The sequence below is a fragment of the Brenneria izadpanahii genome (assembly GCF_017569925.1).
Taxonomy (GTDB): domain Bacteria; phylum Pseudomonadota; class Gammaproteobacteria; order Enterobacterales; family Enterobacteriaceae; genus Brenneria; species Brenneria izadpanahii.
Genome location: NZ_CP050854.1, coordinates 2724659 through 2745831 on the forward strand (window position 1 = coordinate 2724659; position 21173 = coordinate 2745831).

Consider the following 21173-nt stretch of genomic DNA (forward strand, 5'->3'; position numbering starts at 1 on the left):
CCGTCATGGGTAGCAAAATCATCGATCTTTCGCAGGAAATCTATCAAGGGATGCCCGTTTTTCCGCCGCATCAGCCGACGATGATTTTCCCGAACATCAGCCACGAAGAGAGCCTAAAGCGTTCGGGCTTTATGTTCGCGACCAATAACCTGCTGATCAGCGAACACGGGCCGACCCACACCGATGCGCCCTACGAGTACGATCCGAACGGCGACACCATCGACCGCGTCGATCTTTCACGCTTCTTTGGCCCGGCCTATGGACTGGATGTATCGCACGTTTCCCCCGACAGCTTTATCACCCGGAATGATATCGAAGCGGCGTTGGATCGCCACGGTTTCACCCTCGCGCGCGGCGATATCATCATGCTGTACACCGGGCATTATCAACGCGCTTACGGCACCCCGGAGTGGCTGGAGCGCTATACCGGTCTGGATATGGGGGCCGCCGAATTTCTGGCGCGATCCGGCGTAGGCATGATCGGCGTGGATTCGCCCTCCATCGACAAAACCGGCGACGACAACTTTTGCGGACATACCGTTTGCCGGCGCTCCGGCATGCTCAACACCGAGAATATGTGCAACCTGGATAAGGTGGCCGGCAAACGCTTTCTGTACATTGGTTTCCCATTGAAAATACGTAACGGGACCGGCTCGCCCGTAAGGGCCATCGCCGTGCTTAACGAAGGAGAGAACAAATGACTAATACTGCATGGATCCGCGAGCGTTTCGTTATTCCGCCCTATTCCGCCCATGCGGTGGAAGTGTTGGCCGGCGAAGAACTTTGCATCATCGACGTGGAAGGCCAGCAGGTCAGCGACTTTATCTGCTTCAACCGCGACGATCTCGCCGAGTTTGTCTCGCCCGTCCATATGCGTTCGTCCCTTTCCAGCATTCGGCTGAAAATCGGCGACGCGCTCTACAGCAACCGGCGGGACAAACTGATGACCCTGGTGGAAGACACCGTCGGCAAGCATGACTTTTTCTTCCCGGCCTGCGATTACTATCGTTATAAAGTCGATTTCAACGTCGAAGATCACCCTAACTGCCACGATAATCTGGTCAATGCGCTGGCGCAGCGCGGCGTGCGTATGAACGAGATTCCCGATCCCATCAACTGGTTTATGAATAACGCCATGGACGATAACGGCGATTACGCCATTAAAGCGCCACTGTCCAGGCCGGGTGATTTCGTCAGATTAAAAGCGCTAAAGAACTGTCTTGTCGCCTGCACCACCTGCTCGCAAGACTATGTTCCGGTCAACGGTATGAAAGTCACGCCAATAGAACTACAGGTGATTTCATATTAACCGGGAATCGCCAATTCCCCGGCGCTGAAGCCGCTACCGCCGGAGAGGCCGATCGACTCGCCGGATTTCATTCTTCGACGCGCATCTCGTTTTGAGTTGCGCGCTGTTGTAATGTAATTGATTGAATTCACGCGTTAATTAAACGATTCGTTATACTGTGGCATAAATCCTGTTCAGGCAGGCTTCCGGCATGCGCCGATAATCTATTAAAAGCTACTGACTATGGTAATCAAATACGAAAGTCTCAATGACGTCGAACTATGGGCGTTTTCCCGTTTCGTGCGCTACTTCTGCGCTACGGCCCAGCACGGCACCATGCGCCGCGCGGGGGATGAACTGCACGTTTCCCCCTCTTCGGTCGACCGCCAGATATTGAGCATTGAGGAAAAACTGGGCGTACCGCTGTTCGAGCGGCTGCCCCAGGGGCTGAGGCTGACCTCAGCCGGCGAACTGGTGCTGCACCGGATTAATTGCTGGCAGCAGGATATGTACCAGCTTAAAACGCAGATTGAAGACCTCAAGGGAATGCACCGGGGCCACGTCACGATGGCCATCGTCGAAGGCACCATCGAATGGGCGACGTCAATTCTGGCGGGATTTCACCAAAAGTATCCCGGCATCAGCTATGAAATTCAGGTTTACGGCGCCGATCAGGTGGTCAGGCTGGTGCTGGAAAATATCGTCGATATCGGTTTGTCGGTGAATCCGGCCATCATGTCCGGCCTGAAGGTGTTGACCTCCGTCGAGTTCAGACTAGGTATTATCGCCGCCAGCTGCCATCCGCTTAGCCAGCGGAGTTCCGCCCGTTTATCCGACTGCATAGACTATCCGGTGGTGATACCGGATTCCTCATTAACGCTGCGCGGCGTTATCGACCGGCTGCTGGCTACATCGGCGACCGAGTTCAACGTGGTCGCCACTTCGAACAGCCTGCAAATGGTTAAACAGCTGGTTTCTCAAAATGTCGGCATCGGATTGGCGACCTATATCGATGTCGCCAACGAGGTAAAAAGCGGCAAGATGTGTTTTATCCCCCTGGAAAATAAGAATGTCCATCCCTCGCTGCTTTCGCTCTGTCTGGCAGAAAATCGTCAGCTTTCGCGCGTAACCACGGAACTGGTGAACGAGTTCGATAATGAGATGAATGCGCTGCTGAATTAGCCCTTCGGCTTTTTACGCCGACAGATGAAACAACGCCGTCACGGTCATACCGGATGGCGTTTTTAATGCGGTTAACCCGGCTAACGTTTAGGGTTGGATCATCTCTGACGATGCAATGCGGGCGTTATCCAATACCGGCTGCCGCGCCGGTTTGTTGCGGCTACGCATACTGCCGTAGGGCAAGCACAGATTCATGATGATGGCGATGATGCCGCCGGCGCTGATCGGATTTTCCATCAGCATTGAAATACTGCCGGGCATAACATGGAACACATCCGGTTCATAAGAGATGCCTAATCCCAATCCCAGCGATGTCGCCACAATCAGCGTTTCCCGGCGATCGAGCCCGTGAGGGCCGGCCAGAATAATGCGCAGACCAGCCAGCGAAATCATGGCGAACATCAGCAGCGTAGCGCCGCCCATCACCGAAGCGGGGATGGTGGTGAAAAAGCGGCCGATAACCGGAAATAGCCCCATTCCCACCAGAATCACGGCGATAAATTTGCCGACGTGACGCGACGCGACGCCGGTCATCTGGATGACGCCGTTATTTTGCGCAAAGGTGGTCAGCGGCAGCGATCCCATCATCGTGGCGATCACCGACACCAGCCCGTCGGTCAGTACGCCGCCGGATAACCGGGACGAAAAATTTTCGTCGTCGATGGGGCAATGCGAGACAACCGCGGTGGCGGTAATGTCGCCCACCGCTTCCAGTACGCTTAACAGATAAATCGCCCCCGCCACCAGAAAGACCTGGAAATCGAAGGTAAAGCCATATTTGAACGGCGCCGGAATGGACACCAGCGGCTGCCCAAGCAGCGAAGAAAAATCCACCACGCCCAGCGCCAGCGCCGCCAAATAGCCGACCAACATGCCGACCACGATACCGCTCATGCGCAGCAACGGCCGCTTGCTGCTGTTTACGGCGATGACCACCACAATCACCAGCATACCCAGGCCAAGATTCTGCAAGCTGCCGAAGGTGTTGTTTTTCATGGCGGCGAACCCGCCGGCAAAATCGACCATCCCGACTTTAATCAGGCTTAGGCCGATCATCAGCACCACTACGCCGCTGACGGTAGGCGTGATAACGCGTTTGAGATACGGCAAAATAAAGGATGCGCCGACCACCAGAAAAGCGCCGACGAACGACACCCCTAGCAGGGTGGAAAGAATCAATTCCTCATGCAAACCATCGCGCCGCATCGCCGATCCCAGCGCAATCATTACCGTGACAAAGGAAAAATTCACCGATTGAATCGACAGCAGCCCGGAACCCACCCGGCCATAGCGGTTAACCTGTAGCCAGGTGCCGATGCCGGAGGCGATCATGGCCATAGACACCATGTAGGCGGTGGCGTCGCTCGACAAACCCAGCGCCCCGCCGACAATCAGCGCCGGCGCCACCATCGGAACCAATATGGCGAACAGATGGGTTAGCGCGCTCATCATGGTTTGCAAAAACGACGGTTTATCTTCCAGGGCATAAATCAGGTCAGTTCCTGCTTCATTTTCAACTTCTGTTTCAGATAGCTCAGACATTATTATTACTCCCCAAAGTGTTGCAACAATCCTCATATCCCCGCCAGATCCAATGGCTATCAATCAGGGACGGTATCTGCCAGAGCACTGACGCACCCGGTCAATACTCGCGTACATTGGTAAAGATCTTCGCTTGCCGTGAATTCATCGGGATGATGGCTGACGCCCCGCCGGCTGGGCGAGAAAATCATCGCCGTCGGACACAGATCCGCCAGATTCAGCGCATCGTGGAAAGCCCCGGAAATCAATCGCGTTGAAGGGATGCCAAGGGCGGAACTGCGCGCTTCGATGGCGCGGATAATCCGCTCATCGAAATGCGTCGCCGGTCGGGTAAAAATAACCTCCACTGATGCTCCGTTCGGCAGAAACTCATTGATTTGACGGCTGATGTCATCCACCCGCGCAGCGTCGGGATGGCGTATATCGACGGTGAAAGAAACGGCGTTGGCGATAGTATTAATGGAGTTTGGCGAAGCCTGCCAACGCCCGATGGTCAAACGCAGATCGTCGTCGCCATCGCGGGCAAGCGCCAAAATGCCGGCGGCCAGCTCAACGGCTTTCACCATGGCGTCATCGCGCACCGACAGCGGCGTCGTACCCGCGTGGGCGCTCTGTCCGCGCACCGACACCGACAGCCAACGTACCGCCTGAATCCCCGTGACGCAGCCCACCGGGATCTTGAGCCGCTCCAGAATCGGCCCTTGCTCGATATGCGCCTCCAGATAGGTTTGCACGCCGGCGCCAAGCGGCCGCTTGGCAAGCTGTTTGCCATAACCGGCGACAAAGGCGTCCATGTCACAGCAGGCCTGACGACAGGCGTCCTGCATTGTTTGTCCGTCGCTGGCTATCAGCGCGGCGAGCCCGGCAAGCCGCTCTGGATGGGTGAAGACGCCGGAACCGGTCAGACCAGGGGAAAAACGCACCCCCTCCTCGTTATTCCAGATGACCACTTCAACGGGCGAGCGAGTAACGGCATTCGCCGCATCCAGCGCATCCAGCGCTTCAAGGCCGGCGCAAACGCCGAACGCCCCGTCGTAGCGTCCGCCTGCGGGTTGGGTATCGATATGACTGCCCACCAGCACGCAAGGCGCCTGCGCATCGCGGCCCTGACGGCGAACAAACACATTCGCCGCGTCATCCACGGCGATCTGATAGCCGCGCCGTGCCAAAAACGGTTCCACCAGCCAGCGGCGCGCGGCCAGCTCTTGCGGACAGAGCGCCTGTCGATCGACGCCGCCATCGGGCCTTGCGCCGAATGCGGCAAGTCCGCTCAGGCGGGAATTCAGTCTCGATGCTGACACGGCAGCCTCGGTTAGCAACGGATCTTGCAGCATGGTCGGTTAGACTCCTCGGTATATGGATGCTGATTAGTAAAAAGAGTCCGGCGACATTCAACTCGCCTATCGGTCGGCCGAACGTCATCCGCAACGCCTGTCGCCTTATTCGACGCGGTTTTCCTGATCGCCGCCGCCGACCCAGGGATCCCGGCCGGCTTCCCAATCGGCGATATAGTCATCAATGCTGATGATCTTTGAGAACAGGCTTAGGTCGGTCAGTCCGTGCTTGTGCATCTCTTCGTTCTTTGATTGAACGCCGTCGCTGAGCGTAATGACTTTATAAGCATTGGCTAGCGCATCCGCGCCGGTTGAACGCACGCACACATTGGTCCACACCCCCGTCAGGACAACGGTATCGATGTTTTCCTCGCGCAGATAAAGGTCGAGATCGGTATGCTGGAAGCCGCTATGACGGCGTTTCGGCACGATATATTCATCTTCCTGCGGATAGAGTTCTTTGATGAAATCGGAACCCCAGCTTCCCTTCACCGCATGGACGGGACGCACGCGAAAATCGGCGTCGTTCTTGCGATGCGCTTCCTGAATGAAAACCAGTTCGATATCCATCTTGCCCTGCTGGCGGCGTTCGCGAACCCAGGCGAACAGGCGCTGTAGGTTTTCGATGATCAGATCGCCTCCGGGGCAGCGCAGCGGCGCTTTTTCGCCGATAAAATCGTTCAGCATGTCGATAACGAGAATTGCGTGTTTGGTCATTGCATAATTCCTATGAGGTAAATTTCTGATCAAGAAATGACATTGTTAACGTTCTTCCGATGCACGTTGTCGAACAGATCGGAGGAAATAGCCCGGTAGTTTGCGAACGTTATCTGGTTGGCGAGCTGCTGAATGGATTGACGGCGAACGAACTGGCCAAAGCCCGGTTTAACCATGATCGTCCCTTTGGTTTCCTGCGCCTTCTCTTCATAAACAAGCTGCCCGCGCAGCACGGTTTTCACCACTTTGCCGGTTAGTTCCATACCGTGCAGCGGCGTATATTTGTTCTTCATAAAAGAGATATCTTTGTCTATCGCCCACCGCTTATTCAGGTCGATAATGGCGAAATCGGCATCGGCGCCGACCGACATCGCGCCCTTTTTGGGAAACAAGCCATAATGGACGGCTGCATTGCGGCTTAATACCTCGACCAGGCGCTGCAATGTGAGACGTTCCTTGTTGTAGCCTTCGCTGACGAGAATGTTCACCATGGTTTCGGTGCCGGGAATGCCGGGGAACGCGGTCCAGATATTCATCCCCGGCGCATCTTTCTCTACCGGTACGGGATCGAGATCTTTATTGGCCTGCACCTTGTACGGCGCATGATCGGTCGCCACAAAGTCGATGCTGCCGTTGGCCAGCCCTTCCCACAGCTCTTTGTTATCCTGTTTGGTGCGCAGTGGCGGCGCGATTTTGGCCATCGCGCCATAGGTGGTCATGGCGTCGGGCGCATTAAGCACCAGATAGTGCGGACACACTTCGGCCGTTACGGCAAGCCCGCGCCGTTTGGCTTCGGCAACCAGACGCGCCCCGACGCCGGTGCTCATATGCACGACATGAAAACGGCATTCGGTCTCTTCCGAGAAGGCGATCCCCAACTGAATGGCCGCCTTCTCAGCCAGCTCCAGGCGGGCTTCCGACCACGCCGGACCATCCAGACGCCCTTGCGCCTTATATTTATTGACGTAGTAGTCGCACATGGCGAAGTTCTCGGCGTGTACGCCCACCGCAAGTCCGGTTTTCTCCACCACCTTAAAGACTTCGTGCATTTCAGGATCGGTCACGCGGTTGTAGGTCGGCACCGAGGGCGTCATATATACTTTGAAAGCCACTACCCCGACATCCGCCTGCGCCTTGACATTTTCCAGCCGCCCTTCCCGAACGTCTTCCCCGGTCACGCCGCCCCACATGGCGTAATCGACGATGGCCTGTGGCGCGACCGCCTCCAGTTTTTCATTCAGGGAACTGACATCGCGCACCGAGCGCGGCGAAGAGCAGCAGGGCATATCGATGATGGTGGTTACGCCGCCGGCCGCGGCCTGGCTGGTTCCGGTATGGAAGGTTTCGCGGTGGGTGAATCCGGGATCCATAAAGTGGGTGTGGGAATCGATGCAGCCCGGAATAACCAGATTACCTTCGGCATCAATGATTTCATTCGCATCGACGGGAGCGCCGCAGGCCAGGAAGCCGGCGATCTTACCGTCGGCGACGACGATATCGACTTTCGCTACGTCGTTGTCCTTCATGAGAGGAATAACGGCATTTTTGATAAGTAAGTTATATGTCATGTTTCATTACCACAGTGATGTTAAAGACATCAAAGCGGATGCGCGGCGGGAACGGCCGGCCGGCTCCGCAATGGCGATTATCAATACTGTTTGTAATGCTATTTCAAGCGACGTTGCGTCACCAGCGCAGTTAATACAATGTTGTGATGCAAAAAACGGGACGCCTGGCCTGACAAAGCCAGGGAAATTGGCGAGCGATAAACGCGGGAAATTTTCCCCGTGAAATCATCTTGTTGACATGCTTTAGGATGGAAGAGATATGCGCCTGAAAGACGGCCGCCGCGACGATCGGGGCGGCTACGATGGTGATTTGAAACGGCAACGCGATTCGCCGGGCGCCAAGATGGCATATCCGCTCCCGGCGAACAGGACTGGAGCGCTTACAACGCAATCTGCTTGGTTTCTTTCCCCAAAATCACGATCGCCAGCACCGCCAGCAGAATCGCCATGCTGAATAGTGAGAAGATGCCGCCGATGGGTACGCCGGCCGAAACCAGATATCCCACCATCAACGGCCCCAGGATCCCTCCGATGCGCCCGATAGCGGCGGCGACGCCGGCCCCGGTGGTTCTGACCCTGGTGGCGTATTGCTCTGGCGTATAGGCATACAACGCTCCCCAGGCGCCCAGGTTAAAGAAGGAGAGCAAAGAGCCGAAAAACAGCAACTGACCGCTGGAATCGGCCATGCCGAAGAAATAGGCGCTGACCAACGTTCCCAGCAGATAGACCGCCAGCACCCACCGCCGCCCTACCCGTTCAATCAGCCAAGCCACCGAAAAATAGCCCGGCAGTTGGGCGACGGTCATAATCAGGACATAGCCGAAACTTTTTACCAGATCGAAGCCCTTCATCATCATGACGCTGGGCAGCCACAGGAACATGCCGTAATAGGAGAAAACCACGCAGAACCACACAATCCACAGCATGAGGCTGCGGCGGCGGTACTCTATGGCCCACAGCGCCGCGATTTTGCTAAGGAACGATGATTCTTTGTCTTGCTGGCTTAGATGGAGGTAGTGAGGCGAATCCGGCAGTCTGAAACGCAGATAGAGCGCGTAAAACGCCGGCAACGCGCACAGAAGCATCGCGCCGCGCCAGCCGACGCTGGGCAATGGAATAAGGAAATAGGCGATCAGCGCCGCCAGCAGCCAGCCCACGGCCCAGAAGCTTTCCAGCAGCACGACGACGCGTCCGCGCACTTCGGGCGCGACGCTCTCGCTGACGAGCGTCGAGGCCACCGGCAATTCGCCGCCCAGTCCCATGCCGATGAAAAAACGCAGCACCAGCAGACTGCCCAATCCCCAGGCAAACGCGCTCAATCCGCTGGCGACGCTGAACATCAGCAGCGTGAGCATAAAGGCCGCCTTGCGCCCTTTTCTGTCGGCATAGAGGCCGAAGATAAAGGCGCCGACCGCCATGCCGATGGAATTTACGCTGCCAATCAGCCCCATCTGCGCTGCCGTCAGCCCCCAATCCTGTTTCAGGGCGGCTAAAATGAAGGACAATAGACCAACGTCCATCGCATCGAACAGCCACCCAGTTCCGCATATCAACAACAATTTATTGTGCGAGAAAACGCCTTGCCGAACCTGAGACAAAATCATGATGATCTTTATGATGTTAAGGTGAAGGTTCGGGCATTATATCGCATCTGCGCGGGTTGTAATGCCACTTTGCGCTCTTTGCGTACAACGCACGGCCATTATTCCCCTATCGCTACGTTGATGCTTCAATCCGTTCGCTGTCCCGCCGCCTGACCGCGCGGCCAAACGATGTAAAAACCGGTTCCGACGCAGACCGCCAGCGCTTGGACGGATCTTCTTATCGGCTATTTCAGGTTATTGGGAAAATCTTCCGGCAGTTCGCTGGCCGCGCAGGCAATCACACTTTCGTTGTTTTCGCCGCAATCACGGGAAAAGGTGATTGTCGCGAACTCATCGATCACTTCCGTTGGGTAAGCGGGGCCGGCCGTACGGTACGCTTCCATTTCTGCGATATGGTCGTTCTGGAAACAGACGGTTTTCTCAGGATGCTCGACTATCCAGCGAGGGAAAAATATGGTTCCGTGGCATAGGCGATCCTGGAGGTTGATAATCAGACTGACGTCGGTGCCGGTAGGCTCGGTCCAGATAATTTTGTAGATATGTTCCCCCACGCGTGAGATATATACGCGTTGATCTCAGCGGCTGGCCGCAACAGAATACTGGACGTTTTCCACCTTCGAAGCGGCGATAGAGGCGGTGCTTTACCAAGTTGGCTATGGCTGGTTGCCGGAAGAACGAATTGCCGGACATCTTGCCGGCGGGATCCTCAAAACGTTACCGCTAAGCCATGGGATACGCCGGGTCACGCCTTTGCACTTGCTGGTTAAAAAAGACCTCATGCCGGCGGACGAGGCCGTAAATACTTTGCTGCGCCTGTTTAAAACGACGATCGGCTCCCAGCGGCATAGCTGAAACCTTGCCGGTCAGGGCCGCCGCGCCGACGACTCCGACTTTGACTCCAGCTCCTGATGTTCAGGCAGCATCGCGCGGTTATCCAGATCTTCGTCTTCCTGCGCCGTTTCAGGATAGCGCTCCGGGTAGAGATGCCGCTCGGCCTGACCGGCGTCGAAAGTGCCTGACCATTTAGCGACCACCACGGTGGCCACGCTGTTGCCGACGGTGTTGCAGGTGGCGATCGCCATGGACATAAAACGATAGACGCCGAAAATCAGCGCCAGCCCCTCAACGGGCAGAATGCCGGTTGAGGTCACGGTGGCGGCGAATACCACGAATGAGCCGCCTGAAACCGTCGCCGCCCCTTTGGAAGTCAGCAGCATCAACAGCAAGATGCCGATCTGGGTTTCCAGCGATAGCGGAACGCCGTAGGCATGAGAGATGAACATGACGCCCATCGACATGAAGATGGAGGTGCCATCGAGATTAAAGGCGTAGCCGGTCGGCAATACCAGGCCCACGGTCTGTTTGGCGCAGCCGAGGCGTTCAAGTTTAATCAACAGGCGGGGCAGCACGCTTTCGGAGGAGGCGGTGCCGAGCACGATGATAAGCTCGTCTTTTATATAGCGTAGAAAGCGCCATATGCTGAACCCGGCCAGCCGCGCGATCAGCCCCATGCCGAGGATGACGAAAAGCGCAATCACCGCGTAAAACACCAGCACCAGTTCCGCCAGCGCGAGCAGTACCGTCGAACCGTTGCTCCCCACCGAGTAAGCGACCGCGCCGAAGGTGCCCAGCGGCGCGAGCTTCATCACCAGATTGATAAAAGCAAACAGAATTTCGGAGATCATATCCAGACTATTGTTGACCAGCGTTCGCCGCTCGGTGGGAATGGCAAGGATACCGATACCCACCATGACCGCCAGAACCACGACCTGCAGCAGTTCCCCTTTGGCAAAAGCGCCGATGAAATTGTCAGGTACGATGTGGATCAGAAATTCGGCGAAACCCGGCGTAGCGGCGGGTTGGATATCCAGCGCGGGAGCGCCGCCTTGCTGCGGCGACATGCCGCCGCCTATTTTGATGATATTGCCCGCCATCAGTCCCAGGATCAGAGCGAAGGTCGAGACCGCTTCGAAGTAGACGAAAGCGCGCCAGGCTATGCGTCCGGCACTGCGGGCGTCGCCCGCGGAGGCAATGCCGTGAACAATGGTGAGAAAAACCAGCGGCGCGACGCCTGCCTTGATCAGATTCAGGAACATATCGCCCAGCAGCTTGAATTGTGTGGCGAATAACGGAAAAATGAGGCCGGTTGCAATCCCCAGAATAAGTGAAATGAAAACCTGAGTGCCCAGACGCCGATACCACGGTGTCCGCCTGGCCGCCCCTGGAGTGACTGGTGAAGTATTCATTACGGTAGCCTCCGCCACGAATATCCGCGAACGGATATTGTGCGAGTGATGACCTCGGCGGTTTGCTGAGGAACCGGGCCATCCCTGACATAAGCCAGAGCGTCCCCGTTGTCGATGCCGTTCAGGATGCGTGCGACACTGTAAATAAGAGGCGCTTCCTGACGGCGGCGAAGGCATTACGTGGGTAATATAAGTTACCGATGAAGCTGACTGACATAATAGACCTCGGCTTTTATAATAAAAATGAATAAACAGAGGACCGCCTGATGCAGAACCATCAATGGTCCTCACCCTATATGTCCGAACTTATAGGCGCCAATATGTTCGGACATTTTAAAAGTAATGTGTTTTTCTGTTACCGAACAGTAGCCAATATCGCATTCTGTGACGAATCGCGTGTTAGCCTGGTTTTATAATTATTTTAAGTGGAGTAACGGTCATATAGATGGGCAAGCTCAACTACATCCAGCTAGTGCGCCAGTTAATGGACGGTATCACGCAGGGATTCTTTCCTCTGGGGTCGCTGTTGCCTACCGAACTCCAACTGTGTGAACTTTACGGCACCAGCCGCCACACCGTGCGCGCCGCCCTTAATGAGCTGCAACTGCTCGGTCTGGTTACGCGCAGAAAGAATGTCGGCACGCGCGTTACGGCCACGCGGGTACGCAATGATTTTCAGCCAACGCCGGCGTCGCTTGACGATCTGGTTCAGTTCGGCAAGGAGCATATCCGCGTAGTGCAGAATGTCGGCCCCGTTCAGGTTGACGGCCCGCTGGCCAGGACGCTGTCTTGCACCCCGGATACGCTGTGGTTACGTATTTCGAGCCTGTACCTTCAGGATGGCGGACGCATGCCGATCGGCTGGACCGACATCTATATCGAACCGGACTATGCGGAAATCGTGGCTGATGTCCATCGGCAATCGGACACGCTGGTCTGTTCCCTGATCGAAAACCGTTTCGGCCGCCGCGTGGCGGGAATCCGCCAGGAGATCCGCGCTTGCACCGTGACGGATGGCGCAATGGCGAAAGCGCTACAGTTGAAAACCGGCGCCGCCGCGCTGAAGGTGGTACGGCATTATCTTGATGCGACGGGCCGGGCGTTTGAAATTTCGGTGACGGTACATCCGGAAGAGCGTTTTTCCGTAGTGCTACAGCTTAAACGGTCGGACGCGGCTCCCAGCGCAGAGGAAGAAGAATGAAGCCGTCCGCCGGATGGCGTAACCGGGATCGGTCACAACGGCCTCTCCAGCGGCGGCTTGCCGTAATGCCCTCCGCGGCATAAGGGAACGGCTCAGGGCCGGCACGCTTTGGTTACGCACAGCGGCAACAGCGCTTTCGGCATCTTGCCGCGGCTGATCAGCCAGCCATCGACCGAGAACTTACCCGCCTCTGACAGCATCGCGCTGCCGAAAACCGCCAATTGTTGTTCATTATCATTAGCGCCTTGTTAAGTTTTCGATTCAACCGATTCGCTGTCTATCCCTATTTTTGCGCCATGAGTCATTTACGCGTTGTCGTCCGCCTTACCGGATGCCCGCTCCGCCTGACAGGATGTCATCATTAGGGATGGGCCTGTGAATTGCATCGCTACTCGTTCATATGCGCGAACGCCTAATCAGACAATATCGTCAATCACGCCGCCGTCCACGCGCAGCGCGGCGCCGGATGTGGCCGAGGCCTGCGGCGAGCAGACATAAACCACCATATTGGCGACTTCCTCGACCGAAGCGGCGCGCTGAATAACGGAACTGGGACGATTGGCCATGACGAACTCGCGCCCCAGCGTCTCCAACGGCTTGCCGGTGCGCGCCGCCTCTTCCGCCATCATGTCGGCGAAGCCATCGGAAAGGGTCGGCCCCGGCAGCACGCTGTTAACCGTGACGCCGCTGCCGGCCACGCGTTTGGCTAGCCCGCGGGAAAGCGACAACTGCGCGGTCTTGGTGACGCCATAATGGATCATATCGGCCGGAATATTGCGCGCCGACTCCGAGGAGATGAACACCACCCGGCCCCAGCCTTTATCCGTCATCGCCGGCAGCAACGCGCGCGCCAAACGCACGCCCGACATCACATTGGTCTGCCAGTAGCGTTCCCAAACGGCGTCGTCGGTAGCGAAAAAATCCTGCGGACCGTAGATACCCGCGTTATTGACCAGGATATCGATCCCCGGTAAAGCGGCGATTAGCGCTTCCACGCCGGAACCCGTTGCCAGATCGGCGGCAATACCGTCGACCTGAGCCTGCGGATACAAATCGAGCAGTTTGTCTTTCGCCCTGGCTACGCTGTCGGCGCTGCGGCCGTTGAGCAATACGCTGGCGCCGCTTTCAGCCAGACCCTGGGCGATCGCCAGTCCGATGCCTGCGGTGGAAGCGGTGACCAATGCGGTTTTGCCGGATAGATCGATTTTCATATACAGATACTCCTTGTTAATCAGCAAGCGGCGGGAGCGCCTCGGCGTTCCGCCGCGTTTGGGCGTGATATGGGATTCGCGCCGGCGATTCAGCCCAATTACGCAATCGCGCCGCCGCCGTCCACCAGCACCGTCGAGCCGGTCGCATAGGGCGTCGTCGCGAGGAACAACACCGCGTTGGCGATATCCTCCGGCTGCCCCATGACGCGCGCCGGCAGCGTCGCCGCGGCATTATCGTACATGGCCTGACGCGCTTGCGCATCCATCCCATCCCAGAGCGGCGTGGCGATCATGCCGGGCGACACGGTATTAACGCGGATTTTTTGCGGCGCCAGCTCCAGGGCCAGGCCGCGGCCCAGCGATTCCAGGGCGGCATTGATCGCGCCCTGCAATACCCAGTTGCCCGGACGCACGCTCAAGAACCCCGAAATAAACGTCAGCGTTCCTCTTTCGTTGATCTTGGCCGCGCGCGCGACGTGATAGGCTCCCCAGAATTTACTGTTCATCGCCGCGTTGGCGTCAGCCAGCGGCAGTTGACGGACCGGCCCTCCCGGCGTCTGGGCCGCGCTAATCACGACATGGTCGAAATTCCCCGCCTGGGCAAAGAACGCTTCGACGCCGGCGTTATCCGTGGTATCGAGCACGGCGGTATGCGCCCCGTGACCAATCTCGGCCGCCGCCGCTTGCAGTTTCGCCTGATTGCGTGAGGCAATCGTGACATCGGCCTCTTCCCCGGCAAACGCCTTGGCGATGGCCAACCCCAACCCTGAACTGCCGCCGACGACCAGAACTTTTTGCCCGGTAAGTTTTGTATGCATGATTTCAACCTCATGAAAGAATAAAAAATCATTCTTGCCGATGTTCTATGTGGTTAAAATAGAAAAAATAAAGAATGACTATTTCCATTATATTGAGAATGCCCATGAACTTAATCGGTGATCTTCCAGGACTTATCGCCTTTGAACGTATCGCATCGCTGGGAAGTTTTACCGCGGCGTCCCTTGAACTGGGCATATCGCTGTCGGTAGTCAGTAAACGCCTGGCTAATTTCGAGCAACGGTTGGGCGTGCATTTGCTGAACAGAAGTACGCGCAAGCTATCGCTCACCGATGAAGGCAGACAGCTCTTTACTCACGCGGTGCGGATCATCGCCGAATTAAAGCAGGCCCAGGAGACGCTGATACGCCAGAGCGAGGATGTATCCGGCGTGCTTAAAATTACGGCGCCAAACGGCTTCGGACGGAGACGGCTGGTTCCCTTATTGGCGGGCTTCAGCGAACTGCACCCCCAAATACACATTCAATTACAGCTCAGCGATGACGTTATCGACCTGATATCACAAGGATTCGACCTTGCGCTTCGCTATGGCGAACTGCCCGATTCCAGTTTAATCGCCCGATTTCTGGCGCCCAATCGCCGCGTACTGTGCGCCTCTCCCGTCTATCTGCGCCGCCGGGGCCACCCGCAAAACCTTGCCGACCTCGCCCATCACGACTGCATACAAATCGGGGGAGCGGCAGCGGCCGAGTGGCGTTTTGACGACGGACAACCGGTACGCATCACCGCCCGCACCGTATGCAACGACGGCGAAGCCGCTCACGCCATGTCGCTGGCGGGAATGGGCATTGTGTTGAAATCGTTTCTCGACGTGGCCGACGATCTGGCGAGCGGCGCCCTCGTCCAGGTTCTGCCCCAGCATGCGGTATCCGCCGCCCCGCTAAACGCAGTCTACCCGCACGGTCATCAGGTCACGCCGAGGCTGCGGGCGTTTATCGATTATATGGCCGCGCGATTGGCGCGTTAATTTCCGGAATGCCAATTCATCCGCGGCATGACTGGCAAACGTATTCATCGAATACGCAGTTGGGTTTCAAGTAGCCGCGCCAGGACGCTGACCTTCGGCGTCAATTGCCGCGCAACCGGCCATAACAGGTGGAGCGGCAGCCCGTCGGCCGCCTGTTCCGCCATCACCTCCACCAGAGTCCCGTCGCGCAGATCGTCCTGCACCAGCCAGGTCGCAAGCTGAGCGATGCCCAGCCCCTCCCGCACGTAGGCGAGCTGGGCTTCGGCATCGCTGGCGACAATATACGGACGGACGAAATATTGCCCGATCTTGCCGTTGCCGGACGCGTATAACCAAGGGGACTGCGTGCCGTCGCTTCGCCCATAGGCGATGCAATCGTGTTCTTGCAATTGTTCAATCGCCGCGGGCGTGCCGCGTCGCTCAAGATAAGTCGGCGCAGCGCAGAAAATCAGACGCTCGCTGCCGAGGTAGCGCCGCGCGAGCGACGGCGGGAAGTTCGGCGGGCCGCCGATGCGCACGGCCAGATCGATGCCCTCCTCGGCAAAGTCGACAAAACGATCGGAGAACGTCAGATGCGGGCGAACGTCCGGATATTGCACGGAAAAGCGGAGCAGCACCGGCATCACCCGGAGCCGCCCGAACGATGCGGGCAGCGCTACGTGCACTGCGCCCATCGGTTCACGCCTTTGCGCCGCGAGCATGGCCTCCGCTTCGGTCAGTTCCGCCAAGATCTTGGCGCAGGTTTCGTAGTAGGCGCGCCCGGCGTCCGTAAGTTTCAGACTGCGCGTCGTGCGCTCGAACAGCACGATCCCCAGACGGCCTTCGAGCCGGGCCACGCTTTTGCTCACCGCGGAACTGGTGAGATTAAGCTGCTGCGCGGCCGATGCAAAGCTGCCGGCATCGGCCGCGCAGACAAACGGGACGATGCCTTTGAGCCGCTCGGTAGGAAAAACCGCGGGTGATTGATGAATTATATTCTTCAATTTATGGAAATCTTATCGCGTCCGAGAAATATTGTCTCCAGTATGATGGGCTCATAGTATGAAGTCCACATGATCTAGAGCGGGAGTTATCGCATGACCAACAAAGCACTTATCGTCGGCGCCAGCGGCATCATCGGCAGCGCCCTGGCGGAACATCTTCTCGCATGCGGCTGGACGGTTTACGGCCTGTCGCGCGGACGTAGCGCCGTGGTGCCGGGCTGCCGTCCGATCATCGCCGACCTCACGGACGGCGAATCCGTCGCCAGCGCGGTGGCGGGGCTGGACATCAGCCATGTGTTCCTCACCGTATGGTCGAAACAGGCGACCGAAAAGGAGAATATCCGCGTCAACGGCGCCATGGTGCGCAACGTCCTCGAACCGCTCGGACGCGCCTCGACGCTCAGGCACGCGGCGTTGGTAACCGGCCTGAAACACTACCTCGGTCCGTTCGAAGCCTATGCATCGGGAGCCGTGCCGATCACGCCGTTTCGCGAGGATCAGGGCCGCCAACCGGTGGAAAATTTCTACTACGAGCAGGAAGACCGGCTTTTCGAAGCGGCCGACCGCTACGGCTTCACCTGGAGCGTGCATCGCCCGCATACGGTTATCGGGTTCGCGCTCGGCAACGCGATGAACATGGGCCAGACGCTGGCCGTCTACGCCACGCTCTGCAAATACGCCAATCAACCCTTCGTCTTCCCAGGATCGGCGGCGCAGTGGAACGGCCTCACGGACATGACCGATGCGCGCCTGCTCGCGCGGCATCTGGAGTGGGCGTCGACCAGCAAACAGGCGAAAAACCAGGATTTCAACGTGGTGAACGGCGACATTTTCCGCTGGAAATCGATGTGGTCGCAGTTGGCCGACTACTTCGGCATCGAGCCTGCGCCGTTCGACGGCGTATTGCGTCCGCTGGAAGGCCGGATGCAGGACGCCGCGCGTCAATGGGCCAACATCGCGGCGCGGCATCAACTGAAAGAAAGCCGCATCGAGCAGTTGGCGTCGTGGTGGCACACGGACGCCGATCTCGGCCGCCCGATGGAAGTCGTGACTGACATGACGAAGAGCCGCAAAGCCGGGTTCCTCGATTACCAGAGCACGCCTGATGCGTTTTTCAACCTGTTCGACCGACTGAAGGCGGAACGCCTTATTCCAGCCTGAAGCCTGGCGACTCGGAGCTAAAAAGACGGAGCATCGGCGCTAGCGATGTTCCGCAGAGGGCGTTTATCGCCGCATCGGAATAAACGCCCTCCCGTCATCCCCCTCACCTACCGGCGCGATCCGCCATTGCCGTGGCGAGCGTCTTATCGGTTCATTAATCACTCTTCACATCATTTTGATGGAGTATGTGATCAATATGACTGGATAAGTTAGTTGCCTGACGAAGTAACGTCTTATACTCAAAGAACATTGCCGAAGAGCCGAACGCCTTCGCCTGGCATCGCGCAAACGCCGCTTTTCTAACCCATGAGGGATTTCTCAATGAAATTGACCAGCCAAAGTTTTAAACCGGGTTCACCCATTCCCGGCGAGTTTGCTTTCGCCATTCAGGATCCGGATGAGCATCTGGCGTTATCCAGCAATAAAAACCCGCACCTGGCCTGGAGCGACGCCCCGGCCGAAACGCAATCATTTGTATTAATATGCCTGGATCCGCACGCGCCGAGCAGCCTTGATGACGTCAACCAGGAAGGAAAAGAGGTCGCGGCATCATTGCCTCGCGTTAATTTTTTCCACTGGGCGCTGGTAGATATTCCCGCGCAGATCCATGAGATTGCCGCCGGCAGCCACAGCGACGGCATCACTGCGCGCGGAAAACCGCCGTTGCCTGCGGATGCGGGAATGCGCCATGGCATTAATGACTATACGGCATGGTTCAAAAACGATGAGCAGATGAGCGGCGATTACTACGGTTACGACGGCCCGTGTCCGCCGTGGAACGATGCCATTGCGCACGACTACACTTTTACTCTCTATGCGCTTGATATTCCGCGTTTGGATCTGCAAGGAAAATTCGACGGTCCGGCGGTATTATCGGCTATCGCCGGTCATATTCTGGCGGAAGCGAGCTTAACCGGTACCTACAGCCTCAATCCCAACGTGCGCTAACCGCATTTCATTTAGTTTGACGGGAAAGCCGATGAAGCATGACACCCATGATGTCGCCAATATGCTGACGCCTTCTGGGTTGCCGGCGGCTCGCTGCCGGCTCTATTCGATGGCGCGACCTTATCTGCGGCGCCCGCATCAGGTCGCGGGTTTCCGTTTTTTTGACGCGACGCTGCTATTGATAAAATCAGGACGATTGAACCTCCGCCGCGATGGGGATTCATCCCTGCAATTGGATAACGCAAAGCAGCTCATACTGGTTGCCCCGCAAACGCTGGTCGACATCGGCAAAACGCCCGATCCGGCGACGGGTTCGTTTCAGTCGTTATACCTAAGCTTTTCTCCCGAACTCATTGCCGAATTTTATCGCGATCATGCGCAACTCTTTACCGCGCTAGCGCCGTTTACCGGCTTTAAAGCGCTGGCGCTGGACGGCGAGTTGCAAGACACGCTGGATTATTGCTTGCGCGGACTTAACGCCGAATCGTCAAGTTACTCGGTGCAAAAACATCGTTTAAGCGGCGTACTGATTGCGCTGGCCGAGCGCGGGTTCATCTTTATGCCGCAAGCCTCGGAGCCTCTCGCCAGCCGGCTGACCGCACTGTTGGCCGCTTCGCCGGAGTTCGCCTGGACGGCGGCGAATGCAGGCCGGCGGCTTGGAATGAGCGAAGCGACGCTAAGACGACGCTTAGCAGAGGAACAGACTCAATTCCGCACGATACTACAAGATATCCGCATGCATCACGCGATGACCCTGCTGCAAACTACGCGCTGGAGCCTTTCTCAAATCGCCGATGCCTGTGGTTATCGCGCCGCTTCCCGCTTCTCATTGCGTTTTAAACAACGATTCGGCTGCTCCCCCGTCGATATCCGCTGACCGGCCGGCAAACAACAACGATGCGGCGCGGATTACCCCTGAATGCGCAATCCGTCGCCGTCGGCCAGAAAGGCGCGCGTCGCATCCATAGCCGGCCCGGCGGATGTTTTATTTAAATGGACGTTAACGCGCTTTTAGCCATGATGTGATGGCGTTATTGACAAATAAAGGCTGCTCCAACGTCGAAATATGGCCGCATTCAGGAACAATGATTAGTGTCGACTTCTTAATTTCGCCTGCCATTTCTTCTGAATGTTCCTTGGGCGTTAACCTATCGGTATCCCCGACAAGTATTAACGTTTCGCAATTTATACCTTTTAATAATTGTCGTGAATCTGGACGTCCGATAATGGCGTGCAACTGCCGGACAAACCCAGCTTCCCCGACATCATGAGCCATTTTTAAAACCGTTTCTTTTAACAAATGATCATTTACGCGAGAGGGGTGAACGCCAGCGGAATAGGCGCTATTGACAATATCGGAAAATCCGCCATTTTCAGCCAAGCCAATAATACTCCGCCGTGACGCGGATATTTCAGGCGTATCGGCTCTTGCCGTTGTATCCAATAAGATGAGTTTCTCTACGCGCTCAGCAGCCTGACGAATAATTTCAAAGGCAATGTATCCTCCCATTGACAACCCAACAAGGTTGAATCGTGGCGGCGCGCAAGACAAGACCCTTTTTGCGATGCCTTCGATAGAAGGATCCAGCGACGTGTTAGAGATAAAAACCTCCCCCAGCCGCCACAATGAAAAAATTTGCTCCTGATATAACCTCGGCGATCCCAACAATCCGGGAAGAAGCAGAAACGGAACGTTAGTCGACATACGCACTCACCTACTTTGGTTGGACTTGATGATATTATTTCGCTAAGGATTTTATTAAAACTTTAGCGGTTTACCCTGGCTCATATTCCCGGTAAGAGATGCCGTTTTTGAGCCGACCTCAGAATTTGCGCGCTCAGGGTTCGCTCAAACAATAATCTAATGCCGCTCCCAATATATAGTCGCCGGTTTCTCGTGTACGCAACTCAAACCGGCAAGCGAAGCTCGCTGACTTCAGTCGAATTTTTCTTGCTTTCTGGCTTGCCTGAGCATTTTTTGCAGGAGTTGCTGAAGTTGCGCCAACTCTTCCGGGCTTAATTCGTGAATTAAACTGTCGGTAACCCGATCGGCGACCGGACGTGCCTCAAGCAGCATCTTACGTCCTTCGGGCGTTATGGTGACCCGTTTCTGCCGGCCATCCTTTTCATCCGTTCGCCGCTCTATTAGCCCGCGTTTTTCCATGCGCGAAAGCATTTCGGTCAGCGTGGCCCGCGTTGTCGCGCTGGCCTGACCAAGAGATAACTGATCGAGTTCCGGCTCCCGATCCAGGGCTTCAAGCACCGCGTATTGCGGCTTCGTCAGGTCGGGCATCAGCGTCGACCAACGGGCCGTATGCTCCTGAAGAATGACCCGGATAACATGAAATAATGTGTTTTCAAACATTTAAATAATTTCCACTTGA

At 56.7% G+C, this 21173-nt stretch carries 20 protein-coding genes and 2 pseudogenes; 9 read left to right on the plus strand and 13 right to left on the minus strand.

The annotated features are described in order from the left end of the window. The first annotated feature begins 5 nt into the window (after positions 1 to 5). From HC231_RS12270 to HC231_RS12280, 3 genes are all read left to right on the plus strand, one after another. Positions 6 to 701, plus strand: a complete 696-nt coding sequence (locus HC231_RS12270) for a cyclase family protein (protein WP_208226930.1) — start codon at positions 6 to 8, stop codon at positions 699 to 701. Beyond that, positions 698 to 1309, plus strand: a complete 612-nt coding sequence (locus HC231_RS12275) for a DUF1989 domain-containing protein (protein WP_208226931.1) — start codon at positions 698 to 700, stop codon at positions 1307 to 1309. Before HC231_RS12270 ends, HC231_RS12275 begins: the two co-directional genes overlap by 4 nt. Positions 1310 to 1531: 222 nt before the next feature. Beyond that, complete coding sequence (locus tag HC231_RS12280) at positions 1532 to 2470, plus strand: LysR family transcriptional regulator (protein WP_208226932.1); 939 nt, start codon at positions 1532 to 1534, stop codon at positions 2468 to 2470. Positions 2471 to 2557: 87 nt separating this feature from the next. On the opposite strand, the gene HC231_RS12285 is transcribed toward HC231_RS12280, so the two are convergent. From HC231_RS12285 to HC231_RS12310, 6 genes and pseudogenes are all read right to left on the minus strand, one after another. Further along, positions 2558 to 4012, minus strand: a complete 1455-nt coding sequence (locus HC231_RS12285) for a nucleobase:cation symporter-2 family protein (protein WP_208226933.1) — start codon at positions 4010 to 4012, stop codon at positions 2558 to 2560. 59 nt (positions 4013 to 4071) lie between these two features. Continuing rightward, complete coding sequence (locus HC231_RS12290; protein WP_208226934.1) at positions 4072 to 5346, minus strand: M20 family metallo-hydrolase; 1275 nt, start codon at positions 5344 to 5346, stop codon at positions 4072 to 4074. A 105-nt stretch (positions 5347 to 5451) separates the two neighbouring features. Further along, entirely contained in the window at positions 5452 to 6063 is a 612-nt protein-coding gene (locus HC231_RS12295) for a cysteine hydrolase family protein (RefSeq protein WP_208226935.1), read from the minus strand. Positions 6064 to 6092: 29 nt separating this feature from the next. Next, on the minus strand, positions 6093 to 7631 hold the full coding sequence (locus HC231_RS12300; RefSeq protein ID WP_208226936.1) for a dihydroorotase: 1539 nt from the start codon (positions 7629 to 7631) through the stop codon (positions 6093 to 6095). A gap of 380 nt (positions 7632 to 8011) precedes the next feature. Then, positions 8012 to 9235, minus strand: coding sequence for an MFS transporter (locus HC231_RS12305; RefSeq protein WP_208226937.1), 1224 nt, complete (start codon positions 9233 to 9235; stop codon positions 8012 to 8014). Between the two features lie 224 nt (positions 9236 to 9459). Beyond that, positions 9460 to 9810: pseudogene (locus tag HC231_RS12310) on the minus strand (phenolic acid decarboxylase); the annotation flags it as partial. A 10-nt stretch (positions 9811 to 9820) separates the two neighbouring features. Between HC231_RS12310 and HC231_RS12315 the strand changes: the two are divergent. Then, a pseudogene (locus HC231_RS12315) lies at positions 9821 to 10087 on the plus strand (LysR family transcriptional regulator); the annotation flags it as partial. Positions 10088 to 10098: 11 nt separating this feature from the next. Here the strand turns inward: HC231_RS12315 and HC231_RS12320 are convergent. Continuing rightward, positions 10099 to 11481: a cation:dicarboxylate symporter family transporter gene (locus HC231_RS12320; RefSeq protein WP_208226938.1), complete on the minus strand. Its 1383-nt coding sequence runs from the start codon at positions 11479 to 11481 to the stop codon at positions 10099 to 10101. A gap of 445 nt (positions 11482 to 11926) precedes the next feature. Between HC231_RS12320 and HC231_RS12325 the strand changes: the two genes are divergently transcribed. Then, entirely contained in the window at positions 11927 to 12682 is a 756-nt protein-coding gene (locus HC231_RS12325; RefSeq protein WP_208226939.1) for a GntR family transcriptional regulator, read from the plus strand. Between the two features lie 92 nt (positions 12683 to 12774). Here the strand turns inward: HC231_RS12325 and HC231_RS24140 are convergent, their stop codons facing one another. The 3 genes from HC231_RS24140 to HC231_RS12335 all read right to left on the minus strand — a co-directional run bounded on the left by HC231_RS24140 (position 12775) and on the right by HC231_RS12335 (position 14711). Beyond that, on the minus strand, positions 12775 to 12903 hold the full coding sequence (locus tag HC231_RS24140; RefSeq protein ID WP_281397319.1) for a hypothetical protein: 129 nt from the start codon (positions 12901 to 12903) through the stop codon (positions 12775 to 12777). A 195-nt stretch (positions 12904 to 13098) separates the two neighbouring features. Continuing rightward, complete coding sequence (locus HC231_RS12330; RefSeq protein ID WP_208226940.1) at positions 13099 to 13893, minus strand: SDR family NAD(P)-dependent oxidoreductase; 795 nt, start codon at positions 13891 to 13893, stop codon at positions 13099 to 13101. Positions 13894 to 13991: 98 nt separating this feature from the next. Then, complete coding sequence (locus HC231_RS12335; protein ID WP_208226941.1) at positions 13992 to 14711, minus strand: SDR family oxidoreductase; 720 nt, start codon at positions 14709 to 14711, stop codon at positions 13992 to 13994. Positions 14712 to 14815: 104 nt separating this feature from the next. Between HC231_RS12335 and HC231_RS12340 the strand changes: the two genes are divergently transcribed. Next, the gene (locus HC231_RS12340; RefSeq protein WP_208226942.1) at positions 14816 to 15697 is read left to right on the plus strand and encodes a LysR family transcriptional regulator; all 882 of its coding nucleotides are present in this window, start codon (positions 14816 to 14818) and stop codon (positions 15695 to 15697) included. 44 nt (positions 15698 to 15741) lie between these two features. Here the strand turns inward: HC231_RS12340 and HC231_RS12345 are convergent, their stop codons facing one another. Further along, the gene (locus tag HC231_RS12345) at positions 15742 to 16680 is read right to left on the minus strand and encodes a LysR family transcriptional regulator (RefSeq protein ID WP_246494476.1); all 939 of its coding nucleotides are present in this window, start codon (positions 16678 to 16680) and stop codon (positions 15742 to 15744) included. A 93-nt stretch (positions 16681 to 16773) separates the two neighbouring features. On the opposite strand from HC231_RS12345, the gene HC231_RS12350 reads away from it, so the two are divergent. The 3 genes from HC231_RS12350 (at position 16774) to HC231_RS12360 (ending at position 19666) form a co-directional block, all read left to right on the plus strand. Continuing rightward, on the plus strand, positions 16774 to 17841 hold the full coding sequence (locus tag HC231_RS12350; protein ID WP_208226943.1) for an SDR family oxidoreductase: 1068 nt from the start codon (positions 16774 to 16776) through the stop codon (positions 17839 to 17841). Positions 17842 to 18162: 321 nt separating this feature from the next. Beyond that, positions 18163 to 18789 (plus strand): YbhB/YbcL family Raf kinase inhibitor-like protein, encoded by a 627-nt coding sequence (locus tag HC231_RS12355; protein WP_208226944.1) that lies wholly within the window; start codon positions 18163 to 18165, stop codon positions 18787 to 18789. 31 nt (positions 18790 to 18820) lie between these two features. Next, positions 18821 to 19666, plus strand: coding sequence for a helix-turn-helix transcriptional regulator (locus HC231_RS12360; RefSeq protein ID WP_208226945.1), 846 nt, complete (start codon positions 18821 to 18823; stop codon positions 19664 to 19666). A 123-nt stretch (positions 19667 to 19789) separates the two neighbouring features. Here HC231_RS12360 and HC231_RS12365 read toward each other — a convergent pair whose 3' ends face one another. Further along, positions 19790 to 20494: an alpha/beta fold hydrolase gene (locus tag HC231_RS12365; protein ID WP_208226946.1), complete on the minus strand. Its 705-nt coding sequence runs from the start codon at positions 20492 to 20494 to the stop codon at positions 19790 to 19792. A 231-nt stretch (positions 20495 to 20725) separates the two neighbouring features. After that, positions 20726 to 21154, minus strand: coding sequence for a MarR family winged helix-turn-helix transcriptional regulator (locus tag HC231_RS12370; RefSeq protein ID WP_208226947.1), 429 nt, complete (start codon positions 21152 to 21154; stop codon positions 20726 to 20728). Positions 21155 to 21173 lie beyond the last annotated feature (19 nt).

Coding starts and splice junctions, on each gene's coding strand:
- HC231_RS12270 (WP_208226930.1), top strand. CDS start 6: ATGGGTAGCAAAATCATCGATCTTTCGCAGGAAATCTATCAAGGGATG.
- HC231_RS12275 (WP_208226931.1), top strand. CDS start 698: ATGACTAATACTGCATGGATCCGCGAGCGTTTCGTTATTCCGCCCTAT.
- HC231_RS12280 (WP_208226932.1), top strand. CDS start 1,532: ATGGTAATCAAATACGAAAGTCTCAATGACGTCGAACTATGGGCGTTT.
- HC231_RS12285 (WP_208226933.1), bottom strand. CDS start 4,012: ATGTCTGAGCTATCTGAAACAGAAGTTGAAAATGAAGCAGGAACTGAC.
- HC231_RS12290 (WP_208226934.1), bottom strand. CDS start 5,346: ATGCTGCAAGATCCGTTGCTAACCGAGGCTGCCGTGTCAGCATCGAGA.
- HC231_RS12295 (WP_208226935.1), bottom strand. CDS start 6,063: ATGACCAAACACGCAATTCTCGTTATCGACATGCTGAACGATTTTATC.
- HC231_RS12300 (WP_208226936.1), bottom strand. CDS start 7,631: ATGACATATAACTTACTTATCAAAAATGCCGTTATTCCTCTCATGAAG.
- HC231_RS12305 (WP_208226937.1), bottom strand. CDS start 9,235: ATGATTTTGTCTCAGGTTCGGCAAGGCGTTTTCTCGCACAATAAATTG.
- HC231_RS12320 (WP_208226938.1), bottom strand. CDS start 11,481: ATGAATACTTCACCAGTCACTCCAGGGGCGGCCAGGCGGACACCGTGG.
- HC231_RS12325 (WP_208226939.1), top strand. CDS start 11,927: ATGGGCAAGCTCAACTACATCCAGCTAGTGCGCCAGTTAATGGACGGT.
- HC231_RS12330 (WP_208226940.1), bottom strand. CDS start 13,893: ATGAAAATCGATCTATCCGGCAAAACCGCATTGGTCACCGCTTCCACC.
- HC231_RS12335 (WP_208226941.1), bottom strand. CDS start 14,711: ATGCATACAAAACTTACCGGGCAAAAAGTTCTGGTCGTCGGCGGCAGT.
- HC231_RS12340 (WP_208226942.1), top strand. CDS start 14,816: ATGAACTTAATCGGTGATCTTCCAGGACTTATCGCCTTTGAACGTATC.
- HC231_RS12350 (WP_208226943.1), top strand. CDS start 16,774: ATGACCAACAAAGCACTTATCGTCGGCGCCAGCGGCATCATCGGCAGC.
- HC231_RS12355 (WP_208226944.1), top strand. CDS start 18,163: ATGAAATTGACCAGCCAAAGTTTTAAACCGGGTTCACCCATTCCCGGC.
- HC231_RS12360 (WP_208226945.1), top strand. CDS start 18,821: ATGAAGCATGACACCCATGATGTCGCCAATATGCTGACGCCTTCTGGG.
- HC231_RS12365 (WP_208226946.1), bottom strand. CDS start 20,494: ATGTCGACTAACGTTCCGTTTCTGCTTCTTCCCGGATTGTTGGGATCG.
- HC231_RS12370 (WP_208226947.1), bottom strand. CDS start 21,154: ATGTTTGAAAACACATTATTTCATGTTATCCGGGTCATTCTTCAGGAG.